The sequence below is a fragment of the Faecalibacterium prausnitzii genome (assembly GCF_003287405.1).
Taxonomy (GTDB): Bacteria; Bacillota; Clostridia; order Oscillospirales; family Ruminococcaceae; genus Faecalibacterium; species Faecalibacterium intestinale.
Genome location: NZ_PRLD01000002.1, coordinates 279,778 through 293,996, shown reverse-complemented (window position 1 = coordinate 293,996; position 14,219 = coordinate 279,778). Strand labels below are relative to the sequence as shown.

Annotated in this window: 12 protein-coding genes; 5 read left to right on the top strand and 7 right to left on the bottom strand. The window is 60.0% G+C overall.

The genetic code is table 11. The features are described 5' to 3' along the window. The coding region (locus C4N24_RS15520; RefSeq protein ID WP_207657265.1) for a hypothetical protein at nucleotides 1-237 on the top strand (237 nt) is incomplete at its 5' end. Between the two features lie 219 nt (nucleotides 238-456). Here the strand turns inward: C4N24_RS15520 and pheT are convergent. The 3 genes from pheT to C4N24_RS03655 form a co-directional block, all read right to left on the bottom strand. Continuing rightward, nucleotides 457-2,868: a phenylalanine--tRNA ligase subunit beta gene (gene pheT, locus C4N24_RS03665; protein ID WP_112090361.1), complete on the bottom strand. Its 2,412-nt coding sequence runs from the start codon at nucleotides 2,866-2,868 to the stop codon at nucleotides 457-459. An 18-nt stretch (nucleotides 2,869-2,886) separates the two neighbouring features. Then, the gene (gene pheS / locus C4N24_RS03660) at nucleotides 2,887-3,909 is read right to left on the bottom strand and encodes a phenylalanine--tRNA ligase subunit alpha (protein WP_112090360.1); all 1,023 of its coding nucleotides are present in this window, start codon (nucleotides 3,907-3,909) and stop codon (nucleotides 2,887-2,889) included. 346 nt (nucleotides 3,910-4,255) lie between these two features. Beyond that, nucleotides 4,256-5,377 carry a hypothetical protein gene (locus C4N24_RS03655; protein ID WP_112090359.1) on the bottom strand — a complete coding sequence of 374 codons (1,122 nt, stop codon included), beginning with the start codon at nucleotides 5,375-5,377 and terminating at the stop codon, nucleotides 4,256-4,258. A 76-nt stretch (nucleotides 5,378-5,453) separates the two neighbouring features. Here C4N24_RS03655 and C4N24_RS03650 point away from each other — a divergent pair, with 76 nt between their 5' ends. Next, nucleotides 5,454-5,741, top strand: a complete 288-nt coding sequence (locus C4N24_RS03650) for a YabP/YqfC family sporulation protein (RefSeq protein ID WP_170126622.1) — start codon at nucleotides 5,454-5,456, stop codon at nucleotides 5,739-5,741. Nucleotides 5,742-5,750: 9 nt separating this feature from the next. Then, nucleotides 5,751-6,887 carry a sporulation protein YqfD gene (locus tag C4N24_RS03645; RefSeq protein ID WP_112090357.1) on the top strand — a complete coding sequence of 379 codons (1,137 nt, stop codon included), beginning with the start codon at nucleotides 5,751-5,753 and terminating at the stop codon, nucleotides 6,885-6,887. Between the two features lie 117 nt (nucleotides 6,888-7,004). Here C4N24_RS03645 and C4N24_RS03640 read toward each other — a convergent pair whose 3' ends face one another. Both C4N24_RS03640 and C4N24_RS03635 read right to left on the bottom strand, forming a co-directional pair. Continuing rightward, the gene (locus C4N24_RS03640; protein WP_112090356.1) at nucleotides 7,005-8,324 is read right to left on the bottom strand and encodes a thymidine phosphorylase; all 1,320 of its coding nucleotides are present in this window, start codon (nucleotides 8,322-8,324) and stop codon (nucleotides 7,005-7,007) included. A 37-nt stretch (nucleotides 8,325-8,361) separates the two neighbouring features. After that, nucleotides 8,362-9,540, bottom strand: coding sequence for a phosphopentomutase (locus tag C4N24_RS03635; protein ID WP_112090355.1), 1,179 nt, complete (start codon nucleotides 9,538-9,540; stop codon nucleotides 8,362-8,364). Nucleotides 9,541-9,961: 421 nt separating this feature from the next. On the opposite strand from C4N24_RS03635, the gene pyk reads away from it, so the two are divergent. Both pyk and C4N24_RS03625 read left to right on the top strand, forming a co-directional pair. Continuing rightward, nucleotides 9,962-11,713, top strand: coding sequence for a pyruvate kinase (gene pyk, locus C4N24_RS03630; RefSeq protein WP_112090354.1), 1,752 nt, complete (start codon nucleotides 9,962-9,964; stop codon nucleotides 11,711-11,713). Between the two features lie 16 nt (nucleotides 11,714-11,729). Beyond that, nucleotides 11,730-12,182 carry an S-ribosylhomocysteine lyase gene (locus C4N24_RS03625; RefSeq protein WP_112090353.1) on the top strand — a complete coding sequence of 151 codons (453 nt, stop codon included), beginning with the start codon at nucleotides 11,730-11,732 and terminating at the stop codon, nucleotides 12,180-12,182. 139 nt (nucleotides 12,183-12,321) lie between these two features. Here the strand turns inward: C4N24_RS03625 and C4N24_RS03620 are convergent, their stop codons facing one another. Continuing rightward, a complete protein-coding gene (locus C4N24_RS03620; RefSeq protein ID WP_112090352.1) occupies nucleotides 12,322-13,164 on the bottom strand; it encodes an HAD family hydrolase in 843 nt (280 codons plus the stop codon). Between the two features lie 13 nt (nucleotides 13,165-13,177). Beyond that, nucleotides 13,178-14,170, bottom strand: coding sequence for a LacI family DNA-binding transcriptional regulator (locus C4N24_RS03615; protein ID WP_112090351.1), 993 nt, complete (start codon nucleotides 14,168-14,170; stop codon nucleotides 13,178-13,180). Nucleotides 14,171-14,219: the final 49 nt, after the last annotated feature.

Genomic DNA, 14,219 nt, shown 5'->3' with positions numbered 1-14,219 from the left:
TTCCAACACGAAAATAGGTTCCGTTACAAGTTCTTTCGATATTGTTCAATTTTCAAGGTCCTGTGCGCCGCAGCCTTAGCGGCTGACGACTTGATTATTTTACCACAGAAGCGGTTTTTTGTCAAGCACTTTTTTGAGAAGCTTTTGAAGTTTTATGAACTTGGAGCGCTTTGGGTTTCTCGGTATCAGCCGGAACTTTTCAGCGTCTATTGGTTCTTTTCAAGGGCTTCCTGCTGAGACTTCAGAAGTCATTCTTTTGTCTCAGCGCTTGGCGCTCAAGTATAATACCACACCCCGGGGCGCTTGTCAACACTTTTTGACATCTTTTTTAAATAAAATTGAGTTCACTTCACTTATATTGTGTTCAGCCCCTCTTCCCCATGCAAAAAGGCCGTCCATGCACTGCACAGACGGCCTTGGGTCTATATATAATTACTTATATAATAAGTGAAACGCTCAGCGGATCTCGATGCCCAGCTTGAACTTCAGGTTGCCGAGAATCTTCTTGACCACGCGCTCCACTTCCTCAGCGGAGACTTCCTTCTTTGGATCAGACAGGGACAGGCTGAAGGCCATGCTCTTTTTGCCCTCGCCGAGGTTTGCACCGCGATAGATATCGAACAGCTTGACCTCGCTGACCAGCGGGCTGGCCTTACGAATGGTCTCCTCGATCTCGCCGCAGGATACAGTCTCGTTGCAGACCAGAGCCAGATCGCGCTTGACCGGTGCATAGGGGCTGAGGGGCTTATAGCGCAGCTCGCCCTCTACGCAGGACATCAGACCCTCATAGTCCAGCTCGCCCAGATAGATGTTCTGGCTGTCCTTCTGCTCCTTGGCGATCTCCAGTTCGGCGTTGATCTCGTTGGCCAGCTTACCGAACACGCCCAGACGCTTACCGTTGCAGTACACGGCGGCGCTGATGCCGGGGTGCAGCCATGCGGCGGTCTCGCGCTGATAGTCGAAGGTCAGGCCAAAACCAGCTGCCAGTGCTTCCAGTGCGCCCTTGACGGTGAAGAAGTCCTCCTCGGGGCCAAAGGCACCGATGCAGAGAGTCTGGCGCTCGTGGGGGTGCTCATTGATGGGCAGTTCCTTGGCCAGATAGACCGGTGCCATCTCGAACAGGCGGCCTTCGGCGTTGCCCTTTTTCAGGTTGTCCACGATGACGTTCAGCATGGAGGGGGTCAGCAGGGTGCGCATGATGGACAGGTTCTCGCTGATGGGGTTCAGGATGCGGATAGCCTTGCGGGCTTCGTCCTCGGCGGGAATATGCAGCATATCCAGCTCAGCGTTGGAGTAGAAAGCCAGCGTGGAGGCCTCGTAGAAGCCCTGTGCAGCCAGCAGACGCTTGGTCTTGAGCTGCTGCTTCTGGTCGTAGTTCAGACCGCCGTTGGTAACGGAGGCAGTGTTCAGGAAGGTAGGCACGATATGGTCGTAGCCGTACTCACGGATGACCTCCTCGGCCAGATCCGGGAAGCTTTCCACGTCATCACGGTACAGGGGTGCGGACACATCCCAGCTGCCATCGGCCTGCACGTCCACGGTGAACTCCAGACGCTGCAGGATGTCGATCATGGTCTTGTCGGGCACGGTGATGCCCAGCACGGCGCAGATCTTTGCCGGGGTGGTGACGATGTGCTTGCGCTCCAGCGGGCGGCCATCGGTCAGGTCGTACTCCAGCGTGGTAATATCACCGCAATCCAGCTGCTGGATCAGGTGCAGAGCGCGTGCCAGACCCAGCTGCGGAGAGTAGCGGTCCACGCCCTTCTCGTAGCGGGCAGAGGAATCGCTGTTCTGACCCAGTGCACGGCTGGTCTTACGCACGCTGTCGCGGGCAAAGGTGGCGCACTCGAACAGCAGGCTGGTGGTGTTATCGTCCATACCGGAGTTTGCGCCGCCCATGATACCGGCCAGTGCCACCGGCTTTTCGGCATCGCAGATGACCAGATTGTTGGGGTTGAGGGTAAATTCCTTCTCGTCCAGCGTGACGATCTTTTCACCCTCGTGGGCGCGGCGCACATCAATGGTGCGGCCGGCGACCTTGTTCAGGTCAAAGGCGTGCATGGGCTGACCCATCTCCAGCAGGGTGTGGTTGGTGATATCCACCACGTTGCTGATGGAGCGCAGGCCGCACAGTGCCAGATGGCGCTTCATCCAGCGGGGAGACTCGCCCATGCGGATGTTGCGCACATAGTGTGCCATGTAGCGGGGGCACAGCTCCGGTGCTTCCACCTTGACGGTGATGGGAGCGTCCGGCTCGCAGACTGCCTTATAGTCCATAGCGGGCATATGCAGGGGCTTGCCCAGAACAGCAGCCACCTCGCGGGCGATGCCCAGAACAGACTGGCAGTCCGGGCGGTTGGCGGTGATGGAGATATCAAAGATGTAGTCGTCCAGACCCACCACAGGGGCGATGTCGGTGCCGGGGACAGAATCCTCGGGCAGGATGAGCAGGCCGTAGACCTCAGAGCCCGGGAACAGGTCATCGTTCAGACCCAGCTCTGCGCCGGAGCACAGCATACCGTTGGACTCCACGCCCTGCATCTTGCGGGCCTTGATGGTAATGCCGCCGGGCAGAGTGGAGCCATCCAGTGCGGTGGGCACGCAATCGCCCAGCTTCATGTTGGCGGCACCGGTGCTGATGCGGATCTCGTGGCCGTAAGCGCCGCAGTCCACCACACACTTGGTCAGGTGGGTGCCCTCCTGCTTTTCCATCTCCACGATCTTGCCGACGACCACCTTGCTGATGCCGGCATCCAGCGGGATGAGCTCTTCCACCTCGAAACCGCAGGAGAACAGCTTCTCCTCCAGTTCCTGTGCGGTAACATCGATATCAACGAATTCTTTTAACCAACTGAAAGGTACTTTCATTGTTTGTTCTCTCCCCTCTTATTCGTGGAACTGCTTGAGGAACTGCAGATTGTTCTCGAACATCAGACCGATGTTGTTGATGCCGTACTTCAGCATAGCGATACGCTCGATGCCAATGCCAAAGGCGAAACCGGAGTACTCGTCCGGGTCGATGTTGCAGTTCTCCAGCACCTTGCGGTTGACGACGCCGCCGCCCAGAACCTCGATCCAGCCGGTGTGCTTGCACAGGGGGCAGCCCTTGCCGTGGCACTCGAAGCAGCTTACGTCCACCTCAACGCTGGGCTCGGTGAACGGGAAGTAGGAGGGACGCAGACGGGTGCGGGTATCGGCACCGAACAGCTTCTGCACGAAGGTGTTCAGTGCGCCCTGCAGGTCGCCCAGCGTGATGCCCTTATCCACGACCAGACCTTCCATCTGGTGGAACATGGGACTGTGGGTAGCGTCCGAGTCAGAGCGGAACACGCGGCCGGGGATCAGCACCTTGATGGGCGGCTTCTGGCTGTCCATGGTGCGGATCTGGCCACCGGAGGTCTGGGTGCGCAGCAGGAATTCATCGGACAGATAGAAGGTATCCTGCATATCACGGGCGGGGTGATCCTTGGGCACGTTCAGGCGGGTGAAGTTGTGGTCGTCATCCTCGATCTCCGGGGCATCTGCCACGGCAAAGCCCATACCGGAGAACACGTCGATGATCTGGTTGGTGACCAGCGTCAACGGGTGCAGACCGCCCACAGAGCGGGTCTTGGCGGGCAGGGTGATATCCACCGTCTCGGCGGCGTTGCGGGCAGCAAGTTCTGCCTGCTTCACGGTCTCGGCGGCGGCATCGTAGTCTGCCTGCACCTTCTGCTTGAGTTCGTTGATGATCTTGCCCATGGCGGGGCGCTCTTCCGGCGCAACGGTGCGCAGGTTCTTCATCAGGGCAGGGATCTTGCCGTTTTTGCTGAGGTATTCCTGCCAGAAGGAAGCCAGCGTCTCCTTGCTGGACACCTGACCAAGGCTTTCAGCGGCCTGCTTGGCCAGCTCATCGATCATTGCTTGCATGGATTTTCTCTCCTTTATTCTTTGTGTTCATGGAGCGGAGTATAACAAAAAAGCTCCGTCCCCTGCCCGACTGCTCAGGCAAAAGGGACGAAGCTGTAACCATTTCTGCTCCGCGGTACCACCCGGTTTCCGCCTGCACAAGGGCAGGCGGCGCTCAAACGCCGTAACGGGGCGCAACCGTCCTGTGCTAATAGATGCGTCCGCATCGTTCGCGCAGACCGCTCGGGAGCGAACTTCAGCCCCTGCCGCACATGGAAGCCCTTTCAGCCGGTGAAGCTTCTCTCTTTGCCGTGCAGGCAGCGCCTACTCTCTCCGTCGCTGCGTTTGGTAATATGATAACCAAGAGTTATGTTACCACATTTTGCGGCGGTTTGCAAGCCGCAGAGCAGTTTTTGTTTGCCGGAGCTGCGTTTTGTGCCTTCTTCCTGGTCAGGCGGCAGGCCTCGCAGGCCGTGATGCAGCACACCGCAAACACCAGCAGAGCGCAGTCTGTCGGCACCCGCTGCATGGGCACCACCCGGGCACACAGGGTATTGAAGCTCTCCACGGCGCTCTGCGGCAGGCCCAGATAAAACAGCGCCAGCGAAAGCGGCAGATGCAGCACCCTGCCCCACAGCAAGGGTTTGAACGAGACCTCCTGCGGGCAGAGGGTGCGCACTTGCAGCAGCACCGAAGCGCCCTGCACACTGAGCGCGGCACAGCACAGCCCGCTTGCCCACAAACCGGTGCGGGCGGCGTAATCGCAGCCGGAGCACACCTCCAGCAGCATGGCCGGAAAGGGCGCAAGCACCGCGGGCAGCAGCAGCCCGCAGCCTGCCGCCAGCAGGCGAAAATACAGCACAAAGCCGCATAATTTCAGGTAGGTCACTGCCGCCTGTGCAAGGATGGCATCCAGCGCGGGCGGCGGTGCTGTTTGTGCGGCAGCGGGCGGCACGGGCAAAGGCTCCGGTATGCCGCAGACACGGCAGAGCAGCGCCGCCGTCAGCCAGCCCGCCAGCACCTGTGCGGCAAACAGGCATATCCCGGCTGTGCGGCTGCCCAGCAGCTGCTCCCCTACCGTCAAAATGACAAAAGACGGCCCGGAGCAGATGCAGGCGGGCAGCAGAGCTGAAGCTTCCTGCGGGGTCAGCTCCCTGCTGCGGACTGCCTCGGCAGCAGCGGCGGCGGCAGGGGCAAAGCCGCCCACAAGACCGATGAGCAGCACACTGCCCGCGCTGCGGCTGCGCAGACCGATACAACGCACCACCGGCCAGAGCAGCACGCCCAGCACCTCGCCCGCGCCGCTGCGCATGATGAGCGCCGACACCACCAGAAATGGAAAAAGCGACACCAGCAGCGACCCGCCGCAGAGCGCAAGACCCTGCCGCAAAGCTTCCGCACAGGTCTGCGGCGCGGCAAATACCAGCGCCGCCGTGGCTGCACCCAGCAAAAAGAGCCCCGGATACAGCCGTTTGCAGCTTTTACTCATAAGCACGCCCTCCCCCTCCATATATATGGAAGCATGGGCTGTGCAATGTACAAAGCGCGGGACGGGAGGGACAAAGATGGCCAGAGCACACCACGACCGGCGCACCCCGGGCGACTGGCTGCGCGGGCTGTTTCGACAGCCGCCGCCCGGGTTTTACAGCCGCCCTGCCGTATACCTGAGCGGCGACCGGATGGAGATCGAGCATTTTTGCACAGTGTTGTTTTTTGATGAAAACAAGCTGTGCCTGCGGCTGGCGAAAGGGCGTTTCACGGTATACGGCAGCGGGCTGCGCATCTGTACCCTGACCGCCGCCCGGCTGACGGTGCAGGGGCAGTTTTTGCGTACCGATTTTTCCGATGAATAGGAGGCTGCCATGGAAGCTGCAAGCCTTTGGGCGGGGGTACGCTTTACCGCCCGGAACGGCAGCCCCGAGGCGCTTTTGACCGACGCTGCCGGGCAAGGGCTGCATTTATATGGCATTTCTTCCCTGCCCGGCGGCTTTTGCGCCCATTGCGCAGCTTGGCAGTACCGGCGGCTGGCCGCACTTGCCCGGCACAGGCGGGTACGGCTGCGAGTGGAAAAACGGATGGGGCTTTATTTTTTGCTGCGTCCGCTGCTGCAGCGCAAGGGGCTTTGGGCGGGGCTTGTCGCTTGGGGGCTGGTGCTGGTCTGGCTGCAAGGATTTATATGGGCGGTGGACTACGGCAGCCTGACCACCGGGCAGCGGGCGCGGGCGGGTGCAGTGCTGCGCAGCTGCGGCCTGCAGCCCGGCACTGCCGTAACCGAGGAGCTGCTGCGCTGCGGAGAGTATGCCCTGCTGGAAAGCGGCGAGTTCTCTTGGGCAAGCCTGAATTTTGAAAAAGGCCGGCTTGCGGTGGAAGCCGCCCCTGCCCATGCCCGCCCCGAGATCGCCGCAGGCACGCTGCACGGGCTGCGGGCAAAGTGCAATGGGACGGTGCTGCGTACAAATCTTACCAGCGGCACTATGCTGGTAGCTCCCGGGCAGACTGTGGAAGCCGGGCAGGGGTTGATCGGCACTGCGCGCAGCGAGCGGGACGGCACCTTGATTTTTGCCCCGGCGGCGGGCACGGTGGTGGCGCAGCTGGAGTGGCAGACAGACCAGAGCGTTCCGCTGGCAGAGACGATGCCGCAGCTGACCGGCAAAAATACAACGAATTACAAGCTGTTTTTTGCAGAGCATTCTGCCGCGCTTTCCCCCTCTGCGCCTGACGGGGACGGGCTGTGCCGCACCCGGCATCTGCAATTAGAGGTTTTCGGCCTGCCCCTGCCCTGCGCGGTGGAGGAGACCACCTATTACGGGCAGCAGCAGGAAACGATGTACCGCACCGAAGCACAGGCGCTTACGCTGGCACGGCTGCAGGGGCTGCGGGCGCTGCACGATGCTTTCCCGGATGCGGAGATCTTCGCCCGCCGGGAGGAGTGCACCGTGCAGGAGGATGCCCTGCACTATCATGCAGTGTATACCGTGGCGGCAGATATCTGCACATAGCAGCCCTTAAAACGCATACAAAAAAGCCGAACATCTGCAAAAAACAGGTGTTCAGCTTTTTTACATTTTCGCTTCTATAAAACCGCTCTTTGGGGCACGCCCGCCGCGTAAAAGATCTTAGTACCGCTCTACGCCGTCCTTGGTGACAAGGGCGTACACCAGCGGGGCTTCCTCCGGCTTTTCCGCGCCGTACATAAGGCCGCTGCGGTACTCGGCGGCGGCGGCTTCAAACTTGTCCGCTGCGCCGTAGAAGGTGGCAAGGCTTTCGCCCTTATGGACATAGTCGCCGCGCTTTTTGTGCAGGGTGATGCCGGCGGAAAAGTCCAGCGGGTCGCCCTTTTTCTGGCGGCCTGCGCCCAGCAGCACACTGGCAGAGCCGATCTTTTCGGCATCGTTGGCCACAATGTAGCCGTCCTGCTCGGCCAGCAGTTCGTAGCTGGCGGCGGGCTGAGCAAACAGGCTGTAATCATCCAGTACCCGGATATCGCCGCCCTGTGCGGCAAACATTTCCTTGCACTTTTCAAAGGCAGAGCCGTCCGCAATGACAGCCTCGGCCATAGCGCGGCAGTGGACGGCATCGCCCTTGCCCGCCAGCACCAGCATATTGGCTGCCAGTTGCAGGCACACCTCGGTCAGGTCTGCCGGGCCGTGGCCTTTGAGCACGTCCATGCTCTCCATCACTTCCAGACTGTTGCCGATGTTGTGACCCAGCGGGGTGTCCATATCGGTGATCATGGCGGCTACCCGGCGGCCATGGTGGGTACCGATGGCGACCATCAGCTGCGCCAGCTCGATACTCTGGTCGACAGTCTTCATAAAGGCGCCGGTGCCGGTGGTGACATCCAGCAGAATGGCGTCCGAGCCGGAAGCCAGTTTTTTAGACATGATGCTGGACGCAATGAGCGGAATGCAGCTGACGGTGGCGGTAACGTCCCGCAGGGCGTACATCTTTTTATCTGCCACGGCGATACCCTCGCTCTGGCCGATGACCGACAGGCCGATCCGGTTCACCTGTGCAAAAAATTCCTCCTGCGAGAGGGCGGTCTTTGTGCCGGGCACGCTCTCCATCTTGTCGATGGTACCGCCGGTGTGGCCGAGACCCCGGCCGCTCATTTTGGCGATCTTCACCCCGCAGGCTGCCACGATGGGCGCGATGACCAGCGTGGTCTTATCGCCCACACCGCCGGTGGAGTGCTTGTCCACCTTGATGCCCGGAATGGGCGAAAGGTCTACCATCACGCCGCTGTGCGCCATCACATCGGTCAGTTCGGCGGTCTCCTCATTGGTCATGCCGCGCAGATACACCGCCATCATCCATGCAGCCATCTGGTAGTCGGCCACTTCCCCGCTGACAAAGCCGTTGACAATAGCTTCCAGCTCTTCCCGGGTGTGGGTGCCGCCATCCCGCTTTTTTGCGATCAGATCATAAATACGCATCGTTTCACGCTCCTGTTCTTCTTACTTCCGTGGCGTTTTATGCCCGGATCTCCTGCCACACGCTTTTGCCGTCCAGCGTGGAAGCGTCCACTTCCAGATACTCGCAGATGGTCTTGGCAATGGTGCCGAAGCACAGCTTAGTGCCCAGATCCGTACCCGCCTTTATGCCCTTGCCGCAAACCAGATACGGCACATACTCGCGGGTATGATCGGTGGTCTTGGTGTAGGAGGGGTCGCAGCCGTGGTCGGCGGTGATCATAAGCAGGTCACCCTCCCGCATCCCCGGCAGGAAGTCAGCCAGAAAACGGTCGAATTCCGTAGCGGCGGCAGCGTAACCTGCCACATCGCGGCGGTGGCCGTAAAGCATATCAAAGTCCACCAAGTTCACAAAGGCAAGGCCTTCAAAATCCCGGGTCTGCAAGGCCTTGGTAAAGGCGATGCCGTTGGTGTTGCCGGTGGTCTTGATCTTTTCGGTCACGCCCTCACCGTCAAAGATATCGTAGATCTTGCCCACGGCGATCACGTCCTTACCGGCATCCTTCAGCAGATCCAGCATGGTGGCGCGGGGCGGCTTCAGGCTCAGGTCGTGGCGGTTGGTGGTGCGGTAGAAGGTGTCCGCGCTGTTGCCAAGGAAGGGGCGGGCGATCACGCGGCCCACGCCGTACTTGCCTTTGAGCATTTCCCGGGCGATCTCACAGTAGCGGTACAGCTCCTGCACCGGCACAAGCTCCTCGTTGGCGGCAACCTGAAAAACGCTGTCGGCGCTGGTGTACACGATGAGGGCGTTTTCCCGCATGGCCTGCTCGCCGTAGTCCTTCAGCACCTGCGTGCCGGAATAGGGCTTGTTGCACAGCACCTTGTGGCCGGTCTTTTGCTCATACTCCCGGATCAGCTCCTCCGGGAAGCCCTCGGGGAAGGTGGGCAGCGGCTCCGGGCTGACCACACCGGCGATCTCCCAGTGGCCGATGGTGGTATCCTTGCCCATGCTCTGCTCCTGCAGGCGGGCAAAGGCAGCCGCCGGGGCATCCGTTTTCTCCCCTGCGGTCACGCCGTCAATGTTGAACAAACCCAGCTTGCGCAGATTGGGACAGTTGAAATTGGGGTGGTTCGCAATGGCACCCAAGGTGTTGGTGCCTGCATCGCCAAAGGCAGCGGCATCCGGCTCTGCGCCGATGCCAAAGCTGTCCAGAACGATCAGAAAAACACGTTTTTCCATAATGGTCACTCCATTCTCCGGGCGTACCCCGGAACAGTACTACTTTATTACCCTTATTATAAGCAAAAAGCTCCTCAGATGCAAGAGGAAACAGCCTTGTGCGCTCTTATCAGTTTTTACGTTTTACAGCAGTTTTCCCCCCATCAGGCAGTCCACAGAAAGCCGCGCCACATCGTTAAGTTTTCTACAATCCCGCTCACAAACATAAACAGATACAAAAACTTGTATTCAAGCAAAAATTCCTCTTGCTCTCTTGCGCCGGAACGATTATAATAATAAGTGGTAGAGTTTTGTGTTTTCCGCTCTGCCACATAAACCGACCCGCTGTACCGGGAGCTTTTGCTCCCATTGGTCATACACAGCAGCCTGCAGGGATGCTGTGCCGGATATAGGTAAGAGAGAGTTGACGGAGGTATATTGCATGAGAAAGACGAAAATTATTTGTACCCTTGGCCCTTCCACCGATAAGGAAGGCGTGCTGCGCGATCTGATCGCCAACGGCATGAACGTGGCCCGCTTCAATTTTTCCCACGGTTCCCACGAGGAGCATCTGGGTCGCCTTGAAAAGCTGAAGGCTCTGCGCGAGGAGCTGGGTAAGCCCGTGGCCGCACTGCTGGACACCAAGGGCCCCGAGATCCGCCTGAAGGACTTCAAGAACGGCGTTGAGAATCTGGTTGCCGGCCAGACCTTTACCCTGACCACCCGCGATGTGGAGGGCACCAACGAGATCTGCTCCATCACCTACAAGGATCTGCCCATGGACGTGGAGCCGAACGGCACCATCATGCTGGACGACGGCCTGATCAAGCTGCAAATCCAGACCGTGAACGACACCGACATCGTCTGCACCGTACTGAATAGCGGCAAGATCAAGAACAAGAAGGGCGTCAACGTGCCCGGCGTGCATCTGTCCATGCCGTATATGAGCCAGCGCGATAAGGATGACATCATCTTCGGCATCCAGCAGGGCTACGATTTCATCGCCGCCTCCTTTGTGCGCACCGCACAGGACGTGTACGAGATCCGCAACCTGCTGAACCAGTACGATTCCAACATCCGCATCATTGCAAAGATCGAGAACCGCGAGGGCGTGAACAACATCGACAGCATTCTGGCTGCTGCCGATGCCGTGATGGTGGCCCGTGGTGATCTGGGCGTGGAGATCGACTTCACCGAGCTGCCCGGCATCCAGAAGACCATCATCGAGCGCTCCTTCTCCTTCGGCAAGCCCATCGTCACCGCTACCCAGATGCTGGACAGCATGATGGTGAACCCCCGCCCCACCCGCGCCGAGATCTCGGACGTGGCAAACGCCATCTATGACGGCACCTCTGCCATTATGCTGTCCGGCGAAACCGCTGCCGGTGCCTACCCCGTGGAGGCACTCAAGACCATGTCCGCTATTGCCGAGCGCACCGAGCAGGAGGGCTTCCATCTGCGCGGCCGCACGATGGATTCTAACCCCGGCAAGATCAGCGTCTCTGACGCTACCGCCCATGCTGCCTGCCTGACTGCACGGGACGTGAACGCCGCCGCCATCGTGACCGTGTCCGAGTCCGGCACTACTGCCCGCCTGCTGAGCAAGTACCGCCCGCAGCAGCCCATCATTGCCTGCGTCATGCGCGAGCAGGTGCAGCGTCAGCTGTCCCTGAGCTGGGGCATCACCCCGCTGATGATGTCTCTGGCACACAGCACCGATGAACTGATCGAGATGTCCACCGCGCTGGCCAAGGAGAACGGCTACCTGCACAACGGCGAGCTGGCTGTTGTGACCGCAGGCGTGCCCGTGGGCGTTTCCGGCACCACCAACATGATCAAGATCCACATGGTAGGCAACTGTCTGGCTACCGGCGTAGGCGTCGGCCCCGAGAACAACGATGTTGCCAGTGGTAAGGCCTGCGTCTGCCGCACCATGGACGAGGTGCGCGCCAAGTTCAAGCCCGGCATGGTGCTGGTGGTGCCTTCCACCAGCAACGAGATGCTGAGCTTTGTGCGCGATGCTGCCGCTCTGGTGGTAGAGGAGCCCGGCCTGAACAGCCACGCCGCCATTGCCGGCAAGGCACTGCTGAAGCCCACCGTTGTGGGTGCCGCCGGTGCTACCAGCCACATCCGTGATGGCCTGATGGTGGCTGTGGACTGCGCACACGGCAGTGTGCAGCGCCTGCAGGGCTGATAAAGGAGAACGTAGTATGGAACGTATCGCAAGTTTTTGCGTGGATCACACCCGGCTGGAGCGCGGGATGTATCTGAGCCGTCAGGACGGCGATGTGCTCACCTGGGACATCCGCATGAAAAAGCCCAATCAGGGCGATTACCTGACCACCGCTGCTGCCCACACGCTGGAGCACCTGTTTGCCACCTACGCGCGCAACAGCGCCGTGAAGGACGGGGTGATCTATGTTGGCCCCATGGGCTGCCGCACCGGCTTTTACCTGCTTACCCGGGGGCTGACCCCGGCGCAGGCGCTGCAGCTGACGGTGGATGCCTACCGCTTTATGGCTGGCTTTGAGGGCGCTGTGCCCGGTGCCAGCGAGGTGGAGTGCGGCAACTACCGCGATATGGATCTGCCCGCCGCCAAAGCCGAAGCCGCTGCCATGCTGCCCGTGCTGGAAAGCCTGACCGCAGAGGATCTGCACTACTGATTTATGAACCAAAAGGAGCACCGCACAGTTCTTTGTGCGGTGCTCCTTTTATTGCAAAACAATGCGGGAGAATTATTTATAATTTTAGGGCAGGGGAACATCTGCGGACGTTCCCCTGCCCTATTTTTACAAAGATATGTCAAATCAGCCCCAAGGCTGCAAACTCCTTGGCGATGCCGTCCTCGTACACCGAGGGAGCAATGCGGTCGCAGCGCTGCTTCAGGCTTGCAGAGCCGTTGGCCATACAGACACTGATGCCGACCACATCGGTCATTTGCAGGTCGTTGTCACTGTCGCCAAAGCCGATGCTGTCCTGCAGGGGCACGCCCAAATAGTCGCAGACAGCCTTGATGCCGCGTCCCTTGTCAAATTTACGGTTGATAAGCTCTCCGTTCACATAGCCGCCATCCAGACCGTCCAGCTTGCTCTCACAGAACACGAATCTGTCCTCGTACAGGCGCTTCGCCTCGTCCAAGTCCTCGCTATGCTCCGCGATATACACGATCTTATACAGCGGCTCGCCCTTGTAATCGGCCAGCGGGCTCATGGTCATGCCGTCCTCCATGGCCTTGCGCCAACGGGCGGCTTCGCTGTTCAGATTGCCTGCATCCCGGTGGGTAAAACTCCAGCGCTCGATCATCTTCAGGCTGCCGTAGGTGGCGTCCCGCGCTTCCAGCGTGCACTCCACGCCGTGGCGCTCCATGGCGTTGCGCACACCCTCTGCCAGCTCCGGCTCCATAGGCAGGTCTACCAGCACCTTGTCCCCGCAGAACACATAACCGCCGGCACTGCACACCGCGCCGTCAAAGCCGTAGTCCAGCAGCGGCTGGGTCATGCGCAGGTTGCGCCCGGTGCACAGAAACAGTTTATGGCCGTTGGCGTGCGCCTTGCGCAGCGCTTCCACCGTGCTTTGGGGGATCAGCATCTCGCCCGGGGGCAGCAGAGTGCCATCGATATCTAAAAAAATCAGCTTTTGTTTCATTCGTTCCTCTTTTTTACAGTGAGCCGCGCTCTACCAGCGTATAGCCCAGCGTGGTCTGGCGCACCGGTGCAGCGTCCGGCTCAGTATGTTCTAAGCTTTGCAGCAGCATCCGGGCAGCTTCCTGCCCTACCTGCCGCTGGTAGAAGCGGATGGTGGTCAGTCCGGGCTCCACCACCTTGCCCGCCCAGTTGTCTCCGATACCGGCAAGGCCGACATCCTGCCCTACCCTGCGCCCGGCAGCGCGGAGCACCTGCAATGCGCCAAAGGCCACGGTGTCGGTCACGCAGACCACACCATCCAGCTGCGGGCAGCGTGCCAGCAGCTCCTCCATGCAGCGGTGTCCCTCTTCCATGGAAAAGGCAGCGCAGTAGGCGCGGGGCAGACCATCCGCGTTTAGTCCCACCTCCCGCAGAGCGTCCTGCACACCCTGACGGCGGGCAATTCCGGTGGCGGCGTCCTGTTCGCTGCCGCCGATGTACACGATATTTCTGCGGCCATGCTCCAGCATCTTCCGGGTCAGGTCGCGGGCGGCAGCGCGGTCGTCGTTATAAACGCAGGGCAGGTCTGCAAAGCGCTGTCCTGTTACCACCACGGGCACACGGCAGTCCTTCAGTGCCTTGCACAGCTGCGGGCTGGAATCATAGCCCAGCAGAATGATGCCGGCTACATGGTTGCGCTGCAATGCTGTAAGATATTCCAGTTCCATCTGCTCGTCCAGTTCGGTGTCTGCCAGCAGCATCAGGTAGCGCCTTGCGCCCAGTTCGGCTGCAATGCCGCTGGTGATCTGCCCCACCGACTGGGAGCTGATGCTGGGCACGATGACCCCCACCTGACGCACCTTGCCGGTGCGCAGGGTCTGGGCGGCAGTGTCCGGGCTGTAACCGGTCTTTTCCACTACGGCTTGTATCACGGCACGTTTCTGTTCGCTGAGGGGGCCGCCGTTCAGATAGCGGCTGACCGCAGCGCTGGAAACACCTGCCAGCTTTGCAATATCACTGATGGTCATGGGGTATTTTCTCCGTTCCCTCTTCGGTGGCAATGTGTAAACGTTTTCA

Excerpts from the sequence above, each read along its gene's own strand:
- pheT (WP_112090361.1), bottom strand. The coding sequence starts at position 2,868 with ATGAAAGTACCTTTCAGTTGGTTAAAAGAATTCGTTGATATCGATGTT.
- pheS (WP_112090360.1), bottom strand. The coding sequence starts at position 3,909 with ATGCAAGCAATGATCGATGAGCTGGCCAAGCAGGCCGCTGAAAGCCTT.
- C4N24_RS03655 (WP_112090359.1), bottom strand. The coding sequence starts at position 5,377 with ATGAGTAAAAGCTGCAAACGGCTGTATCCGGGGCTCTTTTTGCTGGGT.
- C4N24_RS03650 (WP_170126622.1), top strand. The coding sequence starts at position 5,454 with ATGGCCAGAGCACACCACGACCGGCGCACCCCGGGCGACTGGCTGCGC.
- C4N24_RS03645 (WP_112090357.1), top strand. The coding sequence starts at position 5,751 with ATGGAAGCTGCAAGCCTTTGGGCGGGGGTACGCTTTACCGCCCGGAAC.
- C4N24_RS03640 (WP_112090356.1), bottom strand. The coding sequence starts at position 8,324 with ATGCGTATTTATGATCTGATCGCAAAAAAGCGGGATGGCGGCACCCAC.
- C4N24_RS03635 (WP_112090355.1), bottom strand. The coding sequence starts at position 9,540 with ATGGAAAAACGTGTTTTTCTGATCGTTCTGGACAGCTTTGGCATCGGC.
- pyk (WP_112090354.1), top strand. The coding sequence starts at position 9,962 with ATGAGAAAGACGAAAATTATTTGTACCCTTGGCCCTTCCACCGATAAG.
- C4N24_RS03625 (WP_112090353.1), top strand. The coding sequence starts at position 11,730 with ATGGAACGTATCGCAAGTTTTTGCGTGGATCACACCCGGCTGGAGCGC.
- C4N24_RS03620 (WP_112090352.1), bottom strand. The coding sequence starts at position 13,164 with ATGAAACAAAAGCTGATTTTTTTAGATATCGATGGCACTCTGCTGCCC.
- C4N24_RS03615 (WP_112090351.1), bottom strand. The coding sequence starts at position 14,170 with ATGACCATCAGTGATATTGCAAAGCTGGCAGGTGTTTCCAGCGCTGCG.